Here is a 20,765-nt window from a genome sequence, read left to right as displayed (position 1 = left end):
GTCTGTCTCCCTTAGCAATATACATTAAGGGAGACAGAATTTAGCGCATAAAACTACTCATCATCACCATCAACGTGCTCTCGGATCAGCGTCATAAACGGCGCACCAAAGCGATCCAGTTTACGCTGCCCCACGCCGTTAATGCTCAGCAATTCGCTAGCGCGAATCGGCATCTGCTCTGACATTTCTAGCAACGTTGCATCGTTAAATACCACGTATGGCGGGATATTCTCTTCGTCAGCAATCGCTTTGCGCAGCTTACGCAGCTTGGCAAACAGCTTGCGGTCATAGTTTCCACCGTAGTTTTTGCTGGCATGGTTACTGCTGCTGCGTGATTTGAGATTGATGACGCGTGGAACGGCCAACTGAAGCGGAACTTCGCCGCGTAAAACCGGACGCGCCGATTCAGTCAACTGCAGCGCGGAATGCATCGCAATATTTTGCGTCACTAAGCCCAAATGAATAAGCTGGCGCAATACGCTGACCCAGTGTTCGGTCGTATGGTCGCGCCCCAGTCCATAGACTTTGAGCTTGTCGTGACCAAACTCTCGAATACGGGTGTTATTCGACCCGCGCAGGATTTCAACGACATAGCCGATACCAAATCGCTGACCCACGCGAGCAATCGCGGACAGCGCCTTTTGCGCATCTTCTAGCCCATCGTAGCGTTTCGGCGGATCGAGACAAATATCGCAGTTGCCACAGGATTCTTGCCGTCCTTCACCAAAGTAATTCAGCAACACTAAACGACGGCAGGTTTGCGCCTCAGCAAAAGCGTTCATTGCGTTTAGCTTATGCCGTTCAATTTCTTTCTGCTGCCCTTCAGGTTTCTCTTCTAAACAACGGCGTAGCCAAGCCATATCGGCAGGGTCATAAAGCAGAACGGCTTCAGCGGGTAAACCATCGCGTCCAGCGCGACCGGTTTCCTGATAGTAAGCTTCAATATTACGTGGAATATCAAAGTGCACCACAAAACGCACGTTGGGCTTGTTAATGCCCATGCCGAACGCAACCGTTGCCACCACAATCTGCAGATCGTCGCGTTGAAATGCTTCCTGCACCGAAGAACGATGTTCGTGATCGAGCCCTGCGTGATAAGCCCCAACGCTAAAGCCTCGGCTTTGTAAACGCGCCGTGGTGTCTTCGACTTTGGCTCGGCTGTTACAGTAAATAATGCCCGATTTGCCGCGCTGTTCCTGTACGAAACGAATCAGTTGATCCAGCGGTTTAAATTTTTCGATCAGTGTGTAGCGGATGTTTGGGCGGTCAAAACTGCTAACCTGAACCAACGGATCGTTTAACGACAGCAAACGCTCAATGTCATTACGCGTGGCATCATCGGCGGTAGCCGTGAGCGCAATAACCGGAATCTCAGGGAAACGCTGCTTAATCAGACCTAATGCGCTGTATTCAGGACGGAAATCATGGCCCCACTGTGAAATACAGTGGGCTTCATCTACCGCCAATAATGCAGGTCGCCAGTGCGGAAGCTGATCGAGGAAGTTATCCATCATCAATCGTTCTGGCGCAATATAGAGAAGCTTTATCGCCCCACTGCGACAGCCAGCGTATACCTCTTGCTGCTGCTCACGGTTCTGCGTGGAGTTCAGACAGGCCGCGCTAACGCCGTTCGCCTGTAGCTGATCGACCTGATCTTTCATCAAGGAAATCAACGGAGAAACCACCAGCGTTAAGCCATCCATCACCAACGCAGGAATTTGATAACACAGAGACTTGCCGCCTCCGGTAGGCATCACAACCAGACAATCCCGTCCCGCGATCGCAGCATTGATGATAGTTTGCTGTCCAGGACGGAACTGCTGATACCCAAAAGTATCGCGCAAAACCTGTTCTGCCAGCATTTCTGCATTGATTACGGCTGCCGTTGCCACGCTGCTCCTCAACCAAAGGGGTGATAAATTAAGACCGGCGCTATTTTAGGCGTATGCACCGGTTTTGTCGTTAGCGGATATGCGTTGCGCGCAAATTACATGAAATCGTTGAGCATGATACCCACGCCAAAACGGGTTTGATTGAAGTTGTAATCAATCATTGATTCACCGTAGCCGCTGTATAACTGAGTGTAGAAGCGCAACGTTTTCGTCATCGGATAGCTCCATCCCAGCTCACCACCGCCGTAACCGGTGTTCCAGTTATAGTGCCCTTTGGCCGTAAAGACGCTTTCTCCCCACTCATAGCCCACCTGCGCTTCGTAGTAACCCATATATTTGGTGATATCAGGGTTATCATCTTTGCTGCTGCTTTCGGGAATGCGATACCACGGCTTAATCTGCGCTTGGAAGTTACCGTTTTGCGCCATCAAACGCGCATAAACACGGTTCCAGCTGCGCGACGTTGGATCAGAGCGTCCGTTAGACTGATGATTAAAGCCGGTTTCTATGTCGCGAAGCGTCCAATCACCCAGCTGATAATCCGTTGCCCAGCCAACAAAAAGCTGTGGCTCATAGTTGGTTTCACGGAACGGAGAGGATGCGCTACGGTTGAAAGCCTGCCACCACGCGCGCTGCGTATAAGACATCCCCAACACCGAGTTATCGCCTGCAATTCCACGGATGATAGGGAACGCTAGGCTGAGCTGGAATTTAACTTCGTCTTTGCGTGCGTCATCGGCCCAAGAATAAGATTGAATGGCTTCTTTGTTTACATCGCTGGTTTCAGTGTAAAGCAGGTAATTCGTATCGTAAGGATAGAGCGTAAATGGGTTATCGTGTTCAACCAACATGTTCGCGATGATGCTGCCTTTCACCTGTGGCTTATCATGAACCTGCTTTATCGTTGCCTCTTCAGCCTGAACCGCAGCAGGAACCGCCAGCAGTCCCGCTAACATCATCCATCCCTTACGCATCGTTATTACCCCTAATAGTTACGCCATCAATGATTCAAAGGCGACATTCTACACGTTAGGGACTCGGCAGGAACGTTCATCATTCTTATTGGTGCTGGAACCAAACAATAATTAAGCATAATATCAACATAAAATTAACAATAATATTAACTTTCCACCTGCAAGAAGAAGGACAGAACCATGTCAGCCACGCTCCTCACGCGCGAATCTGCTAGCGCTCTCATTAGTGAAATCTTTGTTTACCACATGCCATTTAATCGAGCCTTAGGGCTAGAACTGCAGCGTTTTGAGGCTGACTATGCCGAACTAGTTTTTGATTCCAAAGAAATGCTGGTCGGCAACGCCCATCAGAAAATTTTGCACGGCGGCGTTATCGCATCGGTATTAGATGTTTGCGCAGGCCTGGTGTGCGTGGGGTCAGCCCTATTGCGCCATGACGAAATCACACAAGAAGAGTTGCTGGCAAGGCTGTCTAAAATGGGCACAATCGACATGCGAGTGGACTATCTACGCCCTGGGCGTGGTGAGCGGTTCGTGGCTAGCGGTAGCCTGTTAAGAGCGGGTAATAAAGTCGCGGTTGCGCGCGTTGAACTTCATAATGAATCCAACCTACATATTGCTTCAGCCACCGCCACGTATATGGTCGGCTAGGTAGCATTTTTTACCAGATTTCTATGAAATCTTGGGATAAGTTAGGCTTAATTGAATCATCTCTGTTACTACTATGAAACATTCCAGAAAAATACAGTAGACTCAGCGCCTATTCATTTTTTCGGAAGTGTTTCATGGATTCGCAACAAACTCGCCAAGGTATCTTGTTTGCTCTGGCCGCCTATTTCATCTGGGGTATCGCCCCCGCCTACTTTAAGCTGATTCAGCAGGTTCCACCCACCGAGATCCTGACCCACCGCGTGATCTGGTCATTCTTCTTTATGCTGATTTTGCTTTCGCTGACTAAAAATTGGTCTAAAGTGCGTGCGCTGGGCAAAACTCCCGGCAAGATTGGCCTGCTCGCGCTAAGCGCTTGTTTGATTGGCGGAAACTGGTTGCTGTTTATCTGGGCGGTGAATAATCACCATATGCTGGAGGCCAGCCTCGGATATTTCATCAACCCATTGGTTAACGTGTTGCTCGGCGTGGTTTTCCTCGGTGAACGCTTCCGACGGATGCAGTGGATTGCGCTGGCGCTGGCGGTCTGCGGTGTACTGATTCAGCTATGGAAATTTGGCTCGGTGCCCGTGATCTCGCTTGGGCTCGCCTTTAGTTTTGCATTTTACGGGCTGATTCGTAAGAAAATCGCGGTAGATGCTCAAACCGGTATGCTAATTGAAACCTTATGGTTGCTACCGATTGCGTCTATTTACCTGTTTGGCATTGCCGACAGTGCAACCAGCCATTTGAGTGCGAATCCAATGTCGCTCAACCTGCTGTTAGTAGCCGCTGGGATCGTAACCACTATTCCGTTGCTGTTCTTTACAGCCGCTGCAACGCGCCTACGCCTTTCTACGCTGGGATTCTTCCAATACCTTGGCCCAACGTTGATGTTTATTCTGGCGATTACCTTCTACAACGAGCAAATGACGCAGGATAAACTGGTGGCGTTCGGTTTTATTTGGGTGGCACTGCTGTTGTTTATTATGGATGCGCTGTATACGCAGAGAAAATTGCGCAGCTAAAGCAGACTTTCCTCCCCAGCGATGGGGAGGAAAAGAAGAGACAGATTAAAGCCAGTTTTTGCGCTTGAAGTATAAATACGGCGCAAGCCCCGCCAAAATCATCAAACCAATCGCCCCCGGATAACCGAACGACCATTTCAGCTCAGGCATGAACTCAAAGTTCATCCCGTAGCTTGATGCCACCAGCGTTGGCGGCAGGAACACCACCGATACCACCGAGAAGATCTTGATGATGCGGTTCTGTTCAATGTTGATAAAGCCCATTGCCGCCTGCATCAGGAAGTTAACTTTCTGGAACAGCGATTCATTGTGTGGCAGCAGGGATTCGATATCTCGCAGAACTTCGCGCGCCTGCTCCAACTGGCTGGCCGGTAAACGCGCCTTACGTACCAAGAAATTCAGCGCTCGCTGGGTATCCATCAAACACAGGCGAACTTTCCAACCGATATCTTCCAGTTCGGCCAGCGTCGAAAGAGCTTCATCATATTCGTCGCCCTGATGGCCTTCCATAATCACGCGGCTAAGCTTTTCCAGATCGCTGTAGATGTTTTCGATTTCATCTGCCAGCTGTTCGATTTTGGTTTCGAACAGATCGAGTAATAGCTCGTAAGCATTCCCATCAACCAACATCTGATTACGGGCACGCATACGATACAGGCGAAACGCCGGTAGTTCGCGCTCGCGCAGCGTATACAGGCGACCATCACGGATGGTAAATGCCACGGTGGAGTTACCGGCGTGATCTTCTGCATCTTCATAATAGAAGAAGGAGTGAATATGCAGGCCGTCTTCATCTTCAAAGAAACGTGCTGATGCTTCGATATCGTCCAGTTCTGGGCGAGTTGCCAGACTTTGACCTAGCTCATCTTGAACTCGTTGACGCTCATCTTCTTCAGGTTCGACTAAGTCGACCCATAGAGATGAAGTCAGATCTTCCGTGTCATCCAGCTCCAGACGGGATAAGCGGCTGTTGTCTAATCTAAATGCACTTAGCATGCTTTTAAACTCCGTTGCGGTGACATTAAGGATCACGCATGGAGCACAGGAAACAAACGAGGGGTAACGTCACCTAGCTGTTTCAGACCATATCAGATCTGACTCATAGCGACGTATAGAGGTCGCTGACAACCACGAAGGCTATCAGCATAAGTGGATAGCCTTAGAAGTTGTACCCGCTAACGGGTTCATTGAGCCAGTATCTACTGGGTGTGTCCAAGGCGTATGTCCTCACAGATAATAGTGCGCGCATGTTACGCCGATACGAAAAAGCCTGTCAACTGGCGTTGTGACTAATTCCAGAACATTATTCACTCAGGATGTTTTATACCAAAACATTTATGGGTTTTGCTTTCAGCAACCCTGCTGCAATCGCAAATGTAAGGTAAAAATCATATCGCTAGCTTGGCCCATCTATTACCTTATAGCAATGCATTCACCGATTAGACTTCACTATTCCTAAAATCAGGCACACCCTATGAAACAAATCACGTTTGATGATCTGAAACAACAGAGCGCCGCTGCGGCCAGCGCACCTCGTTTACGCGCTCACCGCAATTTTCACCCAGAATTGAGCGATCCGGTGCAGCGTCTTGCCATCGCGATGGAGCCTGGGACCTACATCCGGCCACATCGCCATCCGCATACTTTCGAGCTTTTGCTGCCGCTGAGCGGCCGCTTTGTGGTGCTGAATTTTGACGAACAAGGCGTGGTAACTCGTCGCGTAGTGTTGGGCGAGGAGTGCGTGGCTTTGGAGATGGATGCCGGAACTTGGCATTCGGTACTGTCACTGGATAACGGCGGCGTGATTTTTGAAGTTAAACACGGTGGCTACCAGCCCGTAACCGAGCAGGATTCAGCGCCTTGGGCACCCGCAGAGGGCGCGGCTGGCACTCAGGAACTGATGGCGTGGTATTCGCAGGCGCAGGTTGGGGATAAATATTCGTTGGCCGAATAAGTCCTAAACTCTCCCCCTGCAAAGGGGGAGATTGGAAAGGGATATTAAACCGGAATTACATCGCCTCTAACTTGGCATAGGCCGCAACCAGCCACTTAATGCCTTCGCCCTGAAACGCAATCTGTAAGCGACTATGCTCACCGCTGCCTTCCAGATTGATCACCGTACCTTCACCAAACGTGGCGTGTTTAACCCGCTGACCAAGTTTGAAACCGCTGTCATTGGCGCTGATTGGGGTTCCCATGCTGGCGTGTTTAACGGGGCGAGTAACGCTTGCCCGCAGGCGCACCTCTTCTACGCACTCTTCTGGCAATTCACCAATAAAGCGAGATGGGCGGTGATAAACCTCTTTGCCATACAGACGGCGACTTTCCGCATAGGTGATCGTCAGTTTTCGCATCGCTCGCGTCACCCCAACGTAGGCCAAGCGGCGTTCTTCTTCCAAACGACCGCCTTCATCCAGCGACATTTGGCTTGGGAACATCCCCTCTTCCATCCCCACGATAAACACCTGCGGGAATTCCAGACCTTTCGCCGAGTGCAGCGTCATGAGCTGAACCGCATCTTGATAAGCGTCGGCTTGCCCTTCACCGGCTTCAAGCGCCGCATGTGACAGGAATGCCTGCAACGGCAGCAAGTCTTCGTCTTCATCCTCATAGCTGTACTGACGCGTAGCGGTCACCAGTTCCTCTAAGTTCTCAATACGCGTTTGGCCTTTTTCGCCCTTTTCTTGCTCATACATCTGACGCAGGCCAGAATCACGCACCACGCGGTCTGTCTGTACATGCAGCGGCATATCGGCCGTATCACTGGCTAAGGCATCAATCAGTTCGATAAAGCGCTGCAATGCGCCTGAGGCTCGCCCTGCAAACACTTTTTCTTGGATCAGTTCGTGTGTGGCCTGCCATAGCGTCAGTTGACGATCGCGTGCAGCTTGGCGAATAACGTCCAGCGTACGATCGCCAATGCCGCGCGTTGGCGTGTTAACCACTCGCTCATACGCCGCATCATCATTACGGTTAGAAATCAGGCGTAAATAAGCCAACGCATCTTTAATTTCCTGACGTTCGAAGAATCGTTGCCCGCCGTAAATGCGGTATGGCATCGCCACCTGTAACAGCGCCTCTTCCAATACACGTGATTGGGCGTTGCTACGATAAAGAATGGCGCAGTCGTTAAGAGAGCCGCCGTTGTCCTGCCACGCTTTAATGCGATTCACCACAAACCGTGATTCATCCAATTCATTAAACGCGCAGTAGAGCGAAATTTTTTCGCCGTCGCCGTCTTCGGTCCACAGCTTTTTACCCAAGCGCCCATCGTTATTTTCAATTAAGGCGTTCGCGGCTTTCAGTATATTGCTGGTCGAGCGGTAGTTTTGCTCTAAGCGGATGGTCTCGGCACCGGGGAAATCATCCAGAAAACGTTGGATATTCTCAACCTGAGCGCCACGCCAGCCATAGATCGACTGATCGTCATCGCCAACAATCATCACTTTGCCGCTATTGCCCGCCAGCATCTGGATCCATGCGTACTGGATACGGTTGGTATCTTGGAATTCGTCTACCAGAATATTGGTGAAACGTTCGCGATAGTGATTGAGGATTTGAGGTTTATTGAGCCATAGCTCGTGCGCACGCAATAGCAGCTCGGCAAAATCCACCAGCCCCGCACGATCGCAGGCTTCTTGATAGGCCTGATAGACGCGCAGCCATGTCTGTTCTACCGGATTTCCGTAGCTTTCAATGTGCTGAGGGCGCAGACCATCATCTTTTTTGTTGTTGATGTACCACATGCCTTGACGCGGCGGCCACTGCTTCTCATCCAGATTCAAGGCCTTAACGATACGTTTAAGCAAACGTAGCTGGTCATCGCTATCAAGGATTTGGAAATCCTGCGGCAAATTTGCATCTAGATGATGGGCGCGCAGCAGGCGGTGCGCTAAACCGTGGAAAGTACCGGTCCACATGCCGCCTTGGCTGGTGCCAATCAAATGTTCGATACGGTGGCGCATTTCCGCCGCGGCTTTGTTGGTAAAGGTGACGGCCATAATAGAAAACGGCGAACAGTTTTCTACCGACAGCAGCCACGCGATGCGATGCACCAATACGCGCGTCTTGCCGCTTCCGGCTCCAGCCAGCACCAGAAGATTACTGCGTGGCGCAGCAACGGCTTCGCGTTGTTTATCGTTAAGGCTGTTGAGCAGATCGGAAACGTCCATAGGCACCGTTTTAAAATGGGGAAACAGACGCGTCGCTAAACGCAATACGTCTTTTTCACTGGGAATTTATACAGATTATTGGAGATTATATCAGCGCGGTGAGCGAATCCAACCGTGAAATCTCAACGTGAGGTAACAAACGGCTATCTGAAGCGGTTGTTAGGCTGCGCGCACGGTCGTTGATCCAGCAGGCTTGCATGCCGCAGCGCACGGCTCCAGCCACATCGGTGGTGAGGTCATCGCCCACATGCAGAATATTTCCCATGGGAACGTTTAAACGCTGCTGAGCAGCACGATACATGTCGTTGTAAGGTTTCGCACGTCCATCAGGGCCTGAGCGTAATATAAACGCAAAATAGTCTGCTAAACCAAATAGGCTCGGATCCGCATTACCGTTGGTAATTGCCGCCAACGGCGCTTTTTCCGCTAACGCTTGCAGCGTCGTATGCGTTGATTCCGGCACGGTGATTTGGCTACGCCAGTAGGCAAAGTTTTCCATCGCAGAATCTGCGCCAGCGCTGGCTTGGGCGTGGTTAAAACCGTTTCGCGTTAGCGCCAGATGCACAGCCTGCCAGCGCCAAGCGGTGACGTCGTGATAAATTTCAGGATTTTCAGCCCGCAATTCAGCGCGCAAACGTTGCCAGTCGACGCTTTGCCAATCGCGCAGCGGTTCAAAGTTTTGCTGTAAAAACGCCAGAGACTCCCGCTCGGTACGCATAATCACGGGGTGATTATCATAAAGCGTATCGTCCAGATCGAAGGTAAAAGCCCCGATCGCGTTGAGCGGGCGATAGAAATGAAGCGTCGAGCACATCAGGATTTTCCTCGTTTCGCGCGTGGATGCGCTGCATCATACACCTTCGCCAAATGTTGGAAATCGAGGTGGGTATAGATTTGGGTGGTGGTCAGATTCGCATGACCCAGCAGTTCTTGCACTGCGCGCAGATCGCCACTGGATTCAAGCATGTGCGTCGCAAAAGAGTGACGGAGTTTATGCGGGTTAATATGGCTGGTGACGCCTTGTTTAACGCCCCATTCAGCAAAGCGCTTTTGCACGCTTCGCACAGAAATACGCTTACCCAGCTTAGACACAAAAACGGCGTCATCCACCGGATCGTAAATCTCACGCAGTTGCAGCCACTGTTCCAGCCAATGAATGGCAGTACGTCCAATCGGCAGCTTTCGCTCTTTGCTCCCCTTCCCCATCACCCACACTTCGCCCGAAGCCATATTCATGTGGCGACAGTCTAACCCTACCAATTCGGAAAGACGCAGACCCGCGCCATACATCACTTCCAGCATGGTGCGATCGCGTACGGCAAGGGGATCGCTCGCATCAATATCGAGCAAACGGTTTACGTCATCAACGTCGAGATTTTTGGGTAAGTGACGAGCCTGTTTAGGTGCGCTAATGCCTTTCGCCGGATTAACCGACATCACACCTTGGCTCACCTGCCAGTCAATAAAGCTGCGTAGCGCCGACAAACGCAGGGCAAGGCTTGCAGCCTCAAGGCCTTTTCGCTTGCTACGCGCGATAATCATGCGCACTTGAGTTGCATCGAGTTGCCGCCAATCGCGTAAACCAGCAGGGGCAACAATCTCAATGATGGCCGTCAGTTGATGATGATAGCTTTCGATGGTGTGCGGGCTAAGCTGGCGCTCAACGCGCAAAAAGCGCAGGAATGCCTCAACCGGCAGTTCCAGCGCCTGAGTATCGCTGCTCATTGACGTTCAATCCAGCGGCTGATTAGCCCCGGCATCAGCAATGCGAGCTGATCAAGCAACACGGTGCCTTGGCCCTGCTGGTAGTGATGGCTATCGCGACTGCTGAAGATAATCAGGCCTAAGTCACCAAACTCACCCAGCAGAGAAAGCGCGACTGAACCAACCATTTTCGCCTGAGGCAAAACCAACAGTAGCTCGGGGCCATTCAGGGTGCCGAGATAGTGATTTTGGTTCCCCAAACGCTGAATTCGCATCATTTCAAATTCATTGCGCGATAAAGCTAAATGCGCAAAGTCAGAAGGCGCATTTAGATACCATTTGTCGCTAAACAAACGAATATTGGCACCGGCTAACCCAAGAGAGCGTGCCCAGCGGTTAAACCGTTGGAGGAAATCGGCAAGGCTTTCTGCGCCTGCAAGATGCCCTTGGAGCTCAAGTAGGCGATTAAACAGAACTTCATTGGCGCTGGCCTGTTCCATCAGCAGCGTGATCTCTTCTTCCAAATTGAAGATGTGCTGACGTTGTCGGTTCAGTTGCCATTCAACTAATGAAACAGCACCACGCACCGGATGAGGGATCTGCATCTGCTCAACATTGCGTGCATTACGAATGAAGAAGTCAGGGTTCTGTCGCAGATACTCCATCACCTGCGCGTCACTTAGCGCCAGATTATCCAATACCCGATCTTCGATGTCGCTCATAGTTGTCTATCGCTCACTCATAAACGTATGAATTACAGGTGTATAAACCCATCATAAACGTGGGTCGCGGGGCCCGTCATAAACAGTGGGTTATCAGGCCCTTTCCAGCGAATTTGCAAACGTCCGCCGGGAAGATCAACCTGAACGTTTTCATCCAGCAAGCCTTGCTGGATACCCACGGCAACCGCCGCACAAGCGCCGCTGCCGCAGGCCTGAGTTTCACCTGCACCGCGTTCATACACCCGTAGTTTGATCTGATTACGGTTAATGACCTGCATGAAACCCACGTTAACGCGTTCAGGGAAGCGTTCATGGCTTTCAAGTATCGGGCCGATGGTTTCCACCAGCGCCGTTTCAACGTCATCAACCTGAAGCACGCAGTGGGGATTCCCCATCGATACCGCGCCGCACAGGATAGTATGTTCAGACGCGCGCATGATATAGGTCTTTTCCGCTTTCACGGCTTTGAATGGGATCTTAGACGGCTCGAAAATCGGCTCGCCCATATTCACCGTGACCAATTCGTCATCGCTGACCTTGAGCACCATCCGGCCATTTTGCGTGCTCACGCGAATTTCACGTTTATTGGTTAGCCCTTTCAAACGTACGAAACGAGCAAAACAGCGCGCACCGTTGCCACACTGCGCAACTTCGCTCCCATCGGCGTTGAAAATACGATAGTGAAAATCTAAATCAGGATCGTAGGGCGGTTCAACGATCAGCATCTGATCAAAACCTACGCCGTTATGTCGATCGGATAGACGGCGGATAAGCTCCGGCGAGAAGTATACGTTTTGTGTAACAGCATCAACGACCATGAAATCGTTGCCTAAACCGTGCATTTTAGAGAACTGCATAACTACCTCTCACCCTACGCCTTAACTTCCGTGGTCACCGAACTAACATCCTGACAGTTCTCGCTATCGTGGATTATTGGCCTTGCTCTACACCGGCGACATTAGACGGTGTATTCGCGCCCTGATTTGCAGCAGGCGCGTTAGTTTGTGTGTCTGGCTGGCTCTTCGACGCCGCAGGGGCATCAGCCGGAGGAAAGTATAAAGGCCCTTTCAAACCGCAACCAGCAAGGCCGAATAGGGAAACAGCCACCAAGGCCCAACGAAATTGTTTTTTCATGGTCATTACCATTTATTGTATTAATGCGTGTGAATCCTACCTATAAGCTCTCTATAATCGCAGTTGGACCCTGAAAAGCAATAGGAAATGATTATGAACGATACCGAGTTTCACCAGTTAGCAGATAAGCTGATGTTAAACATCGAAGAGGCCATTGACGCTTATGAAGGTGATGCCGACATCGACTATGAAACCAATGGCGGAGTGATGACGCTGACCTTCGAAAATGGCAGCAAAATCGTGATCAACCGTCAGGAGCCCTTGCATCAGGTATGGCTCGCCACGAAAGCTGGCGGTTACCACTTCAGCCTGCGTGATGATAGCTGGATTTGCGATCGCAGCGGAGAAGAGTTTTATGCTTTGCTGTCAACCGCATGCAGAGCGCAGTCTGGCGAAGAAGATGTGGTAATTTCGGCATAAGCCGAAACGCGAACGGTATCAGCGCCCACTCCAACTCTCCGCTGAATAGGGAAGAATTGGAGTGGTGCTGTACTTAAGATTAATGCAGCTGGAACTGTTGCTTAAGCGGCGTACCGTCGTTGTCGTCATTGACGTTACACTGTGGCAATACGTTGGTACGGAACGGCATCACCTGAGAACGGCCATCGGCGTTGACGATCTGATAGAACTGCGGCAGGTTAAAGTTGATAAAGCTTGAACCGTAGGTGAAGCGGTCATGCGATGACGAATAGAAACGGCTAACGTCACGCACCAGCTCCTCTTTGCTGCCTTCGCAGTGGTGATAAACTTCCACACGGTTGGTTTCATCCAGAATGTAGATGTTAAACCCGTCGTTATCCCCATCTTCAAAGAAGAATTGGATTATCCCTTCGCTGGCATAACCATCAACCACGGCAGGCAGATGTACCTGCTCGGTTTCCACCTGAATAGAAAGCCCATGCAGCTTGTTATTAGAAATAGCGCCATAGAATTCAACCGCATTTTCCAATTTCTGCACCGATACGCTCAGACGTTCAAAGAACAATCCCCACGTTTGCCCCGCGACGCGTACGGCTTTAAAGCGCCCCGGCTCTAAACGTGTGCTAGATAAGCGCAGGTCAATACATTCAGAAACCAGCTGTTGTAGACGGGTACGGATTAGCCCGCGCAAATGCTGGCTGTAGCACAAGACTTCAACGGATTCCGGCGGGGCGGCATCCTGATGCATTTTGCCTAAGATGGTTTTCAGCGCTTCTAATACCGCCTGTTCACCGCTGAAATGCAGGGTACGCACTTCATTCCACGAGTTGCGGTACAGCAGGTCGATACTGCCAACTAAGCATTGCTGCTGCTGACCAAAACTAAAGACATCCAGTTTACGGAAATCAAAATGCACCACCTGATTGCGGAAAGCGGCCGTTGGATCATTTTCCAAGTTGACGATAATCGCCAAATGGCGGATCTCACACGGGCTGTATAAGGCCTTCGGCGATGGCGCAGGCAAGCGAATAGGGAAATGCTGCGATACATCATGCACCAAGCTCTGAAGCTTATTGATATCGCACAGGTTATTGTTGCTCTTGATGTGTAGCTTGGTATCAGCCGTCAACAATCCGTTAAAATAGGCCCACGCCACTAATTTGTTTAAGTAGCGGTTATATTCCAACGGCTGATGGCTAATGATGGTATCGATAGTCGGCGCTTGGTTATACAAGTACCAGCCGGTGCGGTTAGCACGGCCAATCGGCACATGAATAAACGTTAAGTTCTTTTCTGACAAATCCGGCGAAATTTGCGGGTTTACCAGCGTCACTTTACCCGGCAACGCTTCAAACGCAGCGTAAAGCTTACGGGTCAATACCCCGATATCTTGCGGGCTAGCGCTAACGCTTAGGTTATTACGGCGTGCGAAGCGAATGAGGTTGCGGTAGCTCTGCATCATCGCGTCTAACAACTCATTATGCGCTTCACGCACGCGTTCAATTTTCCAATTGGCGCGGTCATCAAGCACTTCGATACGCTCTTGACTCCAGCCCCAAGACTCAACCAGTTGGCTTAAAATCTCACGACGCCAGCCGACGCAGGCTCGGCTGCGCGATAGCTTTTCACACACTTTGAGATAGAAGCAACGACGAGCCAGATCGAGACGCGCAGTATCATTGATTTGCTCAAGATAGTGCGTCACACGTTCCAGCATCATGCAGTAAGGATCGAGCCCGAAGGAAACAATTTCACCTTTATGTAAACGTTGTTTGATGGTGATCGCCAGCAGTTCAGCGTTGGGATATTCCCATGAGTAAGCTTCCAGCAACAACGTTTTCAGTACCGCTTTGTACGGCGAATCGATGCTTTTATAGAGTTGCCACAGGCTAGCGCCGAAGTATTCTTCAGCAGACAGCGAGCTTAGACCGCCAAGATCGAGCCATTCGTTTGGGGTAAGCGCGCCCTGCGAGTACAACGACATCACATATTCGTCGTAATGCGCTTCCTCTTCGCTTGGCACCATATTCCACAGAATACGTTTGCCGGCTAGGCGTACCGCGGTGCGATAGAATTCATCAAGCAACAGGATATGCTGGGTAGACCCACAGTCTTCCCCACCCAGACTGCCGCTTTCGTTATGACGAAAACGGTTTTCATCGATAAGGAAGAAGCTCACTTCAACGCCCAGCGACGCAGCCCATTTCTCCAGCTGTGTACATTTTTGCTGTAACCGATTGCGCTCTTCGCCATCTAACCAAGATTGGTGGCAAACCCAAATATCCAGATCCGAACTACAGCTTTGCCCAATAGAAGAGGTGCTTCCCATTGAGTAAACGCCAGTGATCGGCAATTGGCCTGGGTGATCTGCCGCGATGGAGCCCGGAGAACGAAGATCGATTTCATGTAAGTAGGTTTGCTGATTTTCATCAGGCGTGTAGAAACAAATGCCATGGGGAACGTTACCATCAAGGTAACCCGGCATCAGCGGATGGTGGTAATGCAATAGGGTTGGCAGCAGACTGTAAACCTGTTGAAAGGCCGGCCCCATGGCCGCTAAAGCGCGATCAACTCGAAGTTGATTTATCGCATCCAGTCTCTGTTTCAGTGTCTCGATGTAGAGGTACAAGACGTTTCGCCTGATTATTCCAGTGTCTGAGAGAAGCCTGTTTCCGAACCTTACCGTTTTTCTGGTAAGAAATGTTTTAATAAGAAATTGCTGGAAACGTGATCAATCTAACACCTTGCTGGTTGACCGTAAAGTATGTAAAGCCACACACTTATTGTAGCGCCTTTCTTGTCTTTGATCTTACCGACTATTTCATCCATTCTCCTTCCTGATTATTTTCCCGCCAAACAGCCATTAGGTTCCAGCGCTGCACGTTTGCGAACAAAATGATAGGATGAAGCATAGGATAAAAATGGATATTCACATGCTAGAAATAACCCCTCAGCCAAACCAGATCCTCCGTATCGCCACCCGACAAAGCCCGTTGGCGTTATGGCAAGCCTATTATGTGCGCGATCATCTGCAGGCCCATTGGCCGGATTTGACCGTGGAGCTGGTGCCTATGGTGACGCGTGGTGACGTTTTATTAGACACTCCGCTGGCAAAAGTTGGTGGCAAAGGTTTGTTCGTCAAGGAGTTGGAACTTGCTTTGCTCGATGGACGCGCCGATATTGCCGTTCACTCAATGAAAGATGTGCCGGTCGCTTTTCCTGAAGGTTTAGGGCTGGTGACTATCTGTGAGCGCGAAGATCCACGCGATGCTTTTGTGTCACCGAAGTATGCTCGACTTGAAGACCTGCCTGAAGGCAGCGTCGTGGGCACATCAAGCCTGCGCCGCCAGTGCCAGCTTAGAGAGATCCGCCCAGACCTTATCGTTCGCGATCTTCGCGGTAACGTGGGGACTCGATTAGCCAAGCTGGATAACGGTGACTACGATGCCATTATTCTGGCCGCTGCCGGTTTAAAACGCTTAGAGCTTGAAGAGCGTATCCGCTATGCATTACCACCAGAACAATCCTTGCCAGCCGTAGGCCAAGGCGCCGTCGGGATCGAATGTCGATTGGACGATGCAAAAACCCAAGCTTTGCTCGCACCGTTAAACGATAGCGATACCGCAACTCGAGTTATCGCCGAACGCGCCATGAACACGCGTTTAGAAGGTGGCTGCCAGGTTCCTATCGGCAGCTATTCAGAGCTTAATGGCGACGAAATATGGCTACGAGCGTTGGTGGGCAAGCCTGACGGTACTTTGATTATTCGAGGCGAACGCCGTGGGCCGCGCGCTCAGGCGGCTGAATTAGGTGTTTCTCTAGCAGAAGAACTGTTAGAGCGCGGCGCGCGTGAGATTTTAGACGACGTGTATCAAGGACAAACGCCACGATGAGCATCTTGGTAACTCGCCCATCACCTGCGGGTGAGGAATTAGTCAGTAGACTACGAACCCTAGGGCGAGCGGCCTATCATGTTCCATTAATCGACTTCACGCCGGGAACTGGCCTCGCTGCGCTACCAGATCTTCTGGCACAGCTTCAGCAAGGCGATTTAGTTTTTGTTCTATCGCAGCACGCAGTACGCTATGCGCATCCGTATCTACAACGATCCGCGATAGCATGGCCGCGCGAACTCCACTATTTTGCCATTGGCCGCCCAACCGCGCTGCGTTTACATACAGCAACAGGCTTACCGGTTGCTTACCCTCAGCCTCCCGAAACGTCTGAATCTTTGCTAATGCTGCCAGCACTGAGAGATATCGCAGGCAAGCAGGCATTAATTCTACGCGGCAACGGTGGACGAGAGCTGTTGGCAGAAACATTGACCCAACGCGGCGTGAGCGTAACACTGTCAGAATGCTACCAACGCTGTGCTATCCACTATAATGGTGCAGAGCAAAGCGCTCATTGGCAACGACAGGGCATTTCAACACTGGTCGTGACAAGTGGCGAAATGCTGCAACAACTGTATGATTTAGTTCCTGATTACGATCGGCAAATGTGGTTACTGCATTGCCGCTTGATTGTGGTTAGCGAACGGTTGGCTACCCTCGCCCAGGAATTGGGCTGGAAAGACATTCAGGTAGCTGAAAGTGCTGATAATGACGCGCTGATCCGCGCGCTACAATAACTGACTATGGGAAGTGCCAAGATGACGGAACCGACAACCCCACCTGAAAAGGTTGAGGAAACGAACACCGCGACTGAACACGAGATCCAGCCAGCATCCAATCTCAATAACAATACTTCTGGTGAGCAGGTCGCTAAAACTGTGAAAAAAGAATCCGCAAAAGGGCCAGTGCTCGGTGCTATCGCTATCGTTATAGCGATAGCACTTGGTGCAGGCTTGTATTATCACGGCCAACAGCAAGCTCTGGCTCAACAAGCTGAAAACAATGAACTCAGCGACCAGCTGACCGCATTGCATACCGAACAGGCTCAGGAAAAACTGCGCATTAATGCGTTGATCAACCAGCAAAACAAAGCGCTTAGCGTGACCGATCAGTTGCAAACCTCACAGTCGCAGCAGCTAAAAGAGCTTGAAGCGAAAGTAGCCGCCATTTCCGGCAGTGATGCGAAAAACTGGCTGCTGGCTCAGGCTGACTTCCTCGTCAAGCTTGCGGGTCGCAAACTGTGGAGCGATCAGGATGTGACGACCGCAGGCGCATTGTTGAAAAGCGCAGATGAAAGTTTGGCTGAAATGAATGACCCAAGTCTGATTGACGTTCGCCGTGCCATTACCGAAGACATTGCCTCGCTGGCCAGCGTCAGTCAAATTGACTTCGACGGCATTATTCTCAAGCTGAATCAGCTATCTAACCAAGTTGACGATCTGCGTTTAGCGGATAACAACACCGACGAAGCGCCGATGGATGAAGACAATGGTGAAGTATCAAGCTCATTGACCGAATGGCGACAGAATCTGGTGAAAAGCTGGCATAACTTTATGTCGGAATTCATTACCGTACGCCGTCGTGACAGCAGTGCAGAACCTTTGCTGGCCCCAAATCAAGACGTCTATCTACGCGAAAATATTCGTTCTCGCCTTCTGGTTGCCGCACAGGCTGTTCCTCGTCATCAAAACGAGGTTTATCAACAGTCGCTTGAAACTGTCTCAACGTGGGTTCGTGCCTACTTCGACATGAACGATCCGACAACCAAAGCTTTCCTAAGCCAGTTGGATGAACTCAGCCAGCAGTCCATCAATATGGATGTTCCTACCGAGCTGAAAAGCCAGCCGTTGTTGGAAAAACTGATGCAAACCCGCGTGCGTAATTTGATGGCAACACCTTCAGTGCCAGCCGCTGCACCCGCAACGCAGGGGGAATAGACATGCTTAAAGTCTTATTGCTGTTTATTATCCTGATCGCTGGGATCGTCCTTGGGCCGATGTTTGCTGGTCATCAAGGCTATGTCCTCATTCAAACGGATACCTACAACATTGAAACCAGCGTGACATCGTTGGTGATCATGCTGATCCTACTGATCGTGGTTCTCTTCGCGATTGAATGGGTGCTACGCCGCGTATTCCGTACAGGTGCCCGCACTCGTGGTTGGTTCGTTGGCCGCAAGCGTACTCGCGCTCGCAAGCAAACACGTGAAGGCTTAATGAAGTTAGCCGAAGGTGATTACACTCAGGTTGAAAAACTACTTTCACGCAATGCCGACCACGCAGAGCAACCTGTCGTTAACTATTTGCTAGCCGCAGAAGCCGCGCAGCAACGCGGCGACGATCTACGTGTAAACCAGTATTTGGAACGTGCGTCAGAAGTTGCCGATAGCAACCAACTTCCAGTGGATATTACCCGTGTACGTATTCAATTGGCGCGTGGTGAAAATCATGCCGCACGTCACGGCGTGGATGCACTGCTTAACGTGGCTCCGCGCCACCCTGAGGTTCTTCGCTTAGCTGAACAGGCGTATGTGAAAACGCAGGCATATCAGTCATTGCTTGAGATCCTGCCGAGCTTGGCGAAAGCCAACGTGTATAACGACGAAGAGATCCAAAAGCTGCAACTTCAAGCTTACATTGGCCTGATGAACGAACGTATGGCCAACGGCGGTAGCCTCGAGCTGAAGAGTTGGTGGAATGACCAGAGTCGCAAAACTCGTCATGAAACAGCGCTGCAGGTGGCCATGATTGAGCATCTCATTGAATGCAACGATCACGATACCGCTCAGCAGATTTTGGTAGACGGCTTGAAACGTAAATTTGACGAACGTTTAGTACTGCTGATGCCGAAACTGAAATCAGGTAATCCTGAACAGTTGGAAAAACTGTTGAATCAGCAAATTAAGCAGCATGGCGCAAGCGCTCTGCTCAATAGCACCTTGGGACAACTCTTGATGCGCCATGGTGAATGGCAGCAGGCAAGCGATGCGTTTCGTGCCGCGCTGAAGCAGCGCCCTGATGCCTATGACTATGCATGGCTGGCTGACGCACTTGATAAATTGCACCGTCCAGAAGAAGCGGCACAGATGCGACGTGACGGCTTGTTATTGACGCTCAAGCAAGAGCAGCCTGCAAATCCATCCTAAGAATTACTTCACTTCTTGAAAGCCCGCTATGCGGGCTTTTTTATTGCCATTTTTCGGCAAAAAAACACCTGCCAAAAGGCAAGTGTCTAAAAGGACAATCAGATCTTAGGACAACTGATTGGTGTCTCACTCAACGTTACGCCCGTAGCTTGATGAAGGGTCAAAACCACTATCATCAGAATCGGACAATAGACACCGTAAATTGGCTCTGCGTCATTCGGAGGTTTATGAAGCTTTCGCAAACATAAGGAGGTGAATGAGCATCTACAGGTTAGTTAATGCACATGGCATGCCAAGTTTTGGTTAAATGGAATTTAAACCGTCTTTTTCCACTATCCGCTAAGCCTGAAGCTTTATGCAGTACAGAGTTTTTGTAGTTGTTAGAGATTTTCAGCTGATTGAAAGCCCATATCATGATTCTAAGTAGTAGAACTCATTTTAAGTTCATAAACTGTCGCTTAAAAAACGACATTGTTTCCGTGATTATTATTTATTCAATAAAATTAATAAGTTATAAGTCTCAATTCAGAGACATCACAGATAGCCTTTGTCGTGAATAGCCAACGAGTTAAAAAATAGTTTTTTAAATCAACATGATAATAAATAGAGGTATCACAGAGAGGTTCATGGGAAATGAAGCGAAAAAAGAAGAGGAATTTTAGACGAAAAAAAACCCCGCATTGCGGGGTCTTTCTCAAGAGTGGTCGGCGAGAGAGGATTCGAACCTCCGACCCACTGGTCCCAAACCAGTTGCGCTACCAAGCTGCGCTACTCGCCGATACAATTCTTTCACCAATAATGCTAATTTCACATTATGGTTTTCTAGCTGTGTGAAAAAGATTTCTTTGTGAAAAATCATTTTCATAAATTGGTCGGCGAGAGAGGATTCGAACCTCCGACCCACTGGTCCCAAACCAGTTGCGCTACCAAGCTGCGCTACTCGCCGATAACTCTTTAAACTACCAAGAGTTCGTACTGCTAAATGACCTCAGTCATTTTACTACTCACAGATTTACCAATTCTAGATTGGTTG

At 50.2% G+C, this 20,765-nt stretch carries 18 protein-coding genes and 2 tRNA genes; 8 read left to right on the top strand and 12 right to left on the bottom strand.

Going from position 1 to position 20,765, the window contains the following annotated elements; all coding sequences use genetic code 11:
- Window positions 1-53: 53 nt before the first annotated feature.
- Window positions 54-1,892, bottom strand: coding sequence for an ATP-dependent DNA helicase RecQ (gene recQ, locus BN1044_RS11505; RefSeq protein ID WP_072308804.1), 1,839 nt, complete (start codon window positions 1,890-1,892; stop codon window positions 54-56).
- Between the two features lie 95 nt (window positions 1,893-1,987).
- Window positions 1,988-2,866: a phospholipase A gene (gene pldA / locus BN1044_RS11500; protein WP_072308803.1), complete on the bottom strand. Its 879-nt coding sequence runs from the start codon at window positions 2,864-2,866 to the stop codon at window positions 1,988-1,990.
- 180 nt (window positions 2,867-3,046) lie between these two features.
- On the opposite strand from pldA, the gene BN1044_RS11495 reads away from it, so the two are divergent.
- Both BN1044_RS11495 and rarD read left to right on the top strand, forming a co-directional pair.
- On the top strand, window positions 3,047-3,517 hold the full coding sequence (locus tag BN1044_RS11495; protein ID WP_025802154.1) for a thioesterase family protein: 471 nt from the start codon (window positions 3,047-3,049) through the stop codon (window positions 3,515-3,517).
- 134 nt (window positions 3,518-3,651) lie between these two features.
- The gene (gene rarD / locus BN1044_RS11490; protein WP_072308802.1) at window positions 3,652-4,542 is read left to right on the top strand and encodes an EamA family transporter RarD; all 891 of its coding nucleotides are present in this window, start codon (window positions 3,652-3,654) and stop codon (window positions 4,540-4,542) included.
- 45 nt (window positions 4,543-4,587) lie between these two features.
- Here the strand turns inward: rarD and corA are convergent, their stop codons facing one another.
- Complete coding sequence (gene corA / locus BN1044_RS11485) at window positions 4,588-5,538, bottom strand: magnesium/cobalt transporter CorA (RefSeq protein ID WP_072308800.1); 951 nt, start codon at window positions 5,536-5,538, stop codon at window positions 4,588-4,590.
- Window positions 5,539-6,016: 478 nt separating this feature from the next.
- On the opposite strand from corA, the gene BN1044_RS11480 reads away from it, so the two are divergent.
- A complete protein-coding gene (locus tag BN1044_RS11480; RefSeq protein WP_072308799.1) occupies window positions 6,017-6,496 on the top strand; it encodes a WbuC family cupin fold metalloprotein in 480 nt (159 codons plus the stop codon).
- A gap of 55 nt (window positions 6,497-6,551) precedes the next feature.
- On the opposite strand, the gene uvrD is transcribed toward BN1044_RS11480, so the two are convergent.
- From uvrD to lptM, 6 genes are all read right to left on the bottom strand, one after another.
- A complete protein-coding gene (gene uvrD / locus BN1044_RS11475; RefSeq protein WP_072308798.1) occupies window positions 6,552-8,714 on the bottom strand; it encodes a DNA helicase II in 2,163 nt (720 codons plus the stop codon).
- An 85-nt stretch (window positions 8,715-8,799) separates the two neighbouring features.
- The gene (gene yigB / locus BN1044_RS11470; protein WP_072308796.1) at window positions 8,800-9,528 is read right to left on the bottom strand and encodes a 5-amino-6-(5-phospho-D-ribitylamino)uracil phosphatase YigB; all 729 of its coding nucleotides are present in this window, start codon (window positions 9,526-9,528) and stop codon (window positions 8,800-8,802) included.
- Entirely contained in the window at window positions 9,528-10,439 is a 912-nt protein-coding gene (gene xerC, locus BN1044_RS11465) for a tyrosine recombinase XerC (protein ID WP_072308795.1), read from the bottom strand. The genes yigB and xerC overlap by 1 nt, the downstream gene beginning before the upstream one ends.
- Window positions 10,436-11,140, bottom strand: coding sequence for a DUF484 domain-containing protein (locus BN1044_RS11460; RefSeq protein ID WP_072308794.1), 705 nt, complete (start codon window positions 11,138-11,140; stop codon window positions 10,436-10,438). Before BN1044_RS11460 ends, xerC begins: the two co-directional genes overlap by 4 nt.
- Window positions 11,141-11,172: 32 nt before the next feature.
- On the bottom strand, window positions 11,173-11,997 hold the full coding sequence (dapF, locus tag BN1044_RS11455) for a diaminopimelate epimerase (RefSeq protein ID WP_072308793.1): 825 nt from the start codon (window positions 11,995-11,997) through the stop codon (window positions 11,173-11,175).
- Window positions 11,998-12,070: 73 nt separating this feature from the next.
- Window positions 12,071-12,274: an LPS translocon maturation chaperone LptM gene (gene lptM, locus BN1044_RS11450; RefSeq protein ID WP_063587548.1), complete on the bottom strand. Its 204-nt coding sequence runs from the start codon at window positions 12,272-12,274 to the stop codon at window positions 12,071-12,073.
- Window positions 12,275-12,367: 93 nt separating this feature from the next.
- Here lptM and cyaY point away from each other — a divergent pair, with 93 nt between their 5' ends.
- The gene (gene cyaY, locus BN1044_RS11445; protein ID WP_061553062.1) at window positions 12,368-12,694 is read left to right on the top strand and encodes an iron donor protein CyaY; all 327 of its coding nucleotides are present in this window, start codon (window positions 12,368-12,370) and stop codon (window positions 12,692-12,694) included.
- A gap of 79 nt (window positions 12,695-12,773) precedes the next feature.
- Here cyaY and BN1044_RS11440 read toward each other — a convergent pair whose 3' ends face one another.
- The gene (locus tag BN1044_RS11440; protein ID WP_072308791.1) at window positions 12,774-15,323 is read right to left on the bottom strand and encodes a class I adenylate cyclase; all 2,550 of its coding nucleotides are present in this window, start codon (window positions 15,321-15,323) and stop codon (window positions 12,774-12,776) included.
- Window positions 15,324-15,627: 304 nt separating this feature from the next.
- Here BN1044_RS11440 and hemC point away from each other — a divergent pair, with 304 nt between their 5' ends.
- From hemC to hemY, 4 genes are read left to right on the top strand one after another with little or no spacing between them, the layout of a single operon-like run.
- Window positions 15,628-16,587: a hydroxymethylbilane synthase gene (hemC, locus tag BN1044_RS11435; RefSeq protein ID WP_072308820.1), complete on the top strand. Its 960-nt coding sequence runs from the start codon at window positions 15,628-15,630 to the stop codon at window positions 16,585-16,587.
- Window positions 16,584-17,324 (top strand): uroporphyrinogen-III synthase, encoded by a 741-nt coding sequence (hemD, locus tag BN1044_RS11430; protein WP_072308790.1) that lies wholly within the window; start codon window positions 16,584-16,586, stop codon window positions 17,322-17,324. The genes hemC and hemD overlap by 4 nt, the downstream gene beginning before the upstream one ends.
- Before the next feature lie 21 nt (window positions 17,325-17,345).
- Window positions 17,346-18,524 (top strand): uroporphyrinogen-III C-methyltransferase, encoded by a 1,179-nt coding sequence (hemX, locus tag BN1044_RS11425; protein ID WP_072308789.1) that lies wholly within the window; start codon window positions 17,346-17,348, stop codon window positions 18,522-18,524.
- A 2-nt stretch (window positions 18,525-18,526) separates the two neighbouring features.
- Window positions 18,527-19,732: a protoheme IX biogenesis protein HemY gene (hemY, locus tag BN1044_RS11420; protein ID WP_072308788.1), complete on the top strand. Its 1,206-nt coding sequence runs from the start codon at window positions 18,527-18,529 to the stop codon at window positions 19,730-19,732.
- Between the two features lie 701 nt (window positions 19,733-20,433).
- Here hemY and BN1044_RS11415 read toward each other — a convergent pair.
- Window positions 20,434-20,510, bottom strand: a tRNA-Pro gene (locus BN1044_RS11415).
- A gap of 91 nt (window positions 20,511-20,601) precedes the next feature.
- Window positions 20,602-20,678: transfer RNA gene (locus BN1044_RS11410), tRNA-Pro, on the bottom strand.
- Window positions 20,679-20,765 lie beyond the last annotated feature (87 nt).

Origin of the sequence: Hafnia alvei (genome assembly GCF_900095695.1) — a bacterium.
Classification (GTDB): Bacteria; Pseudomonadota; Gammaproteobacteria; order Enterobacterales; family Enterobacteriaceae; genus Hafnia; species Hafnia alvei_B.
Note: the sequence above shows the minus strand (reverse complement) of the source record. Positions and strands in the feature narration are given on the sequence as shown.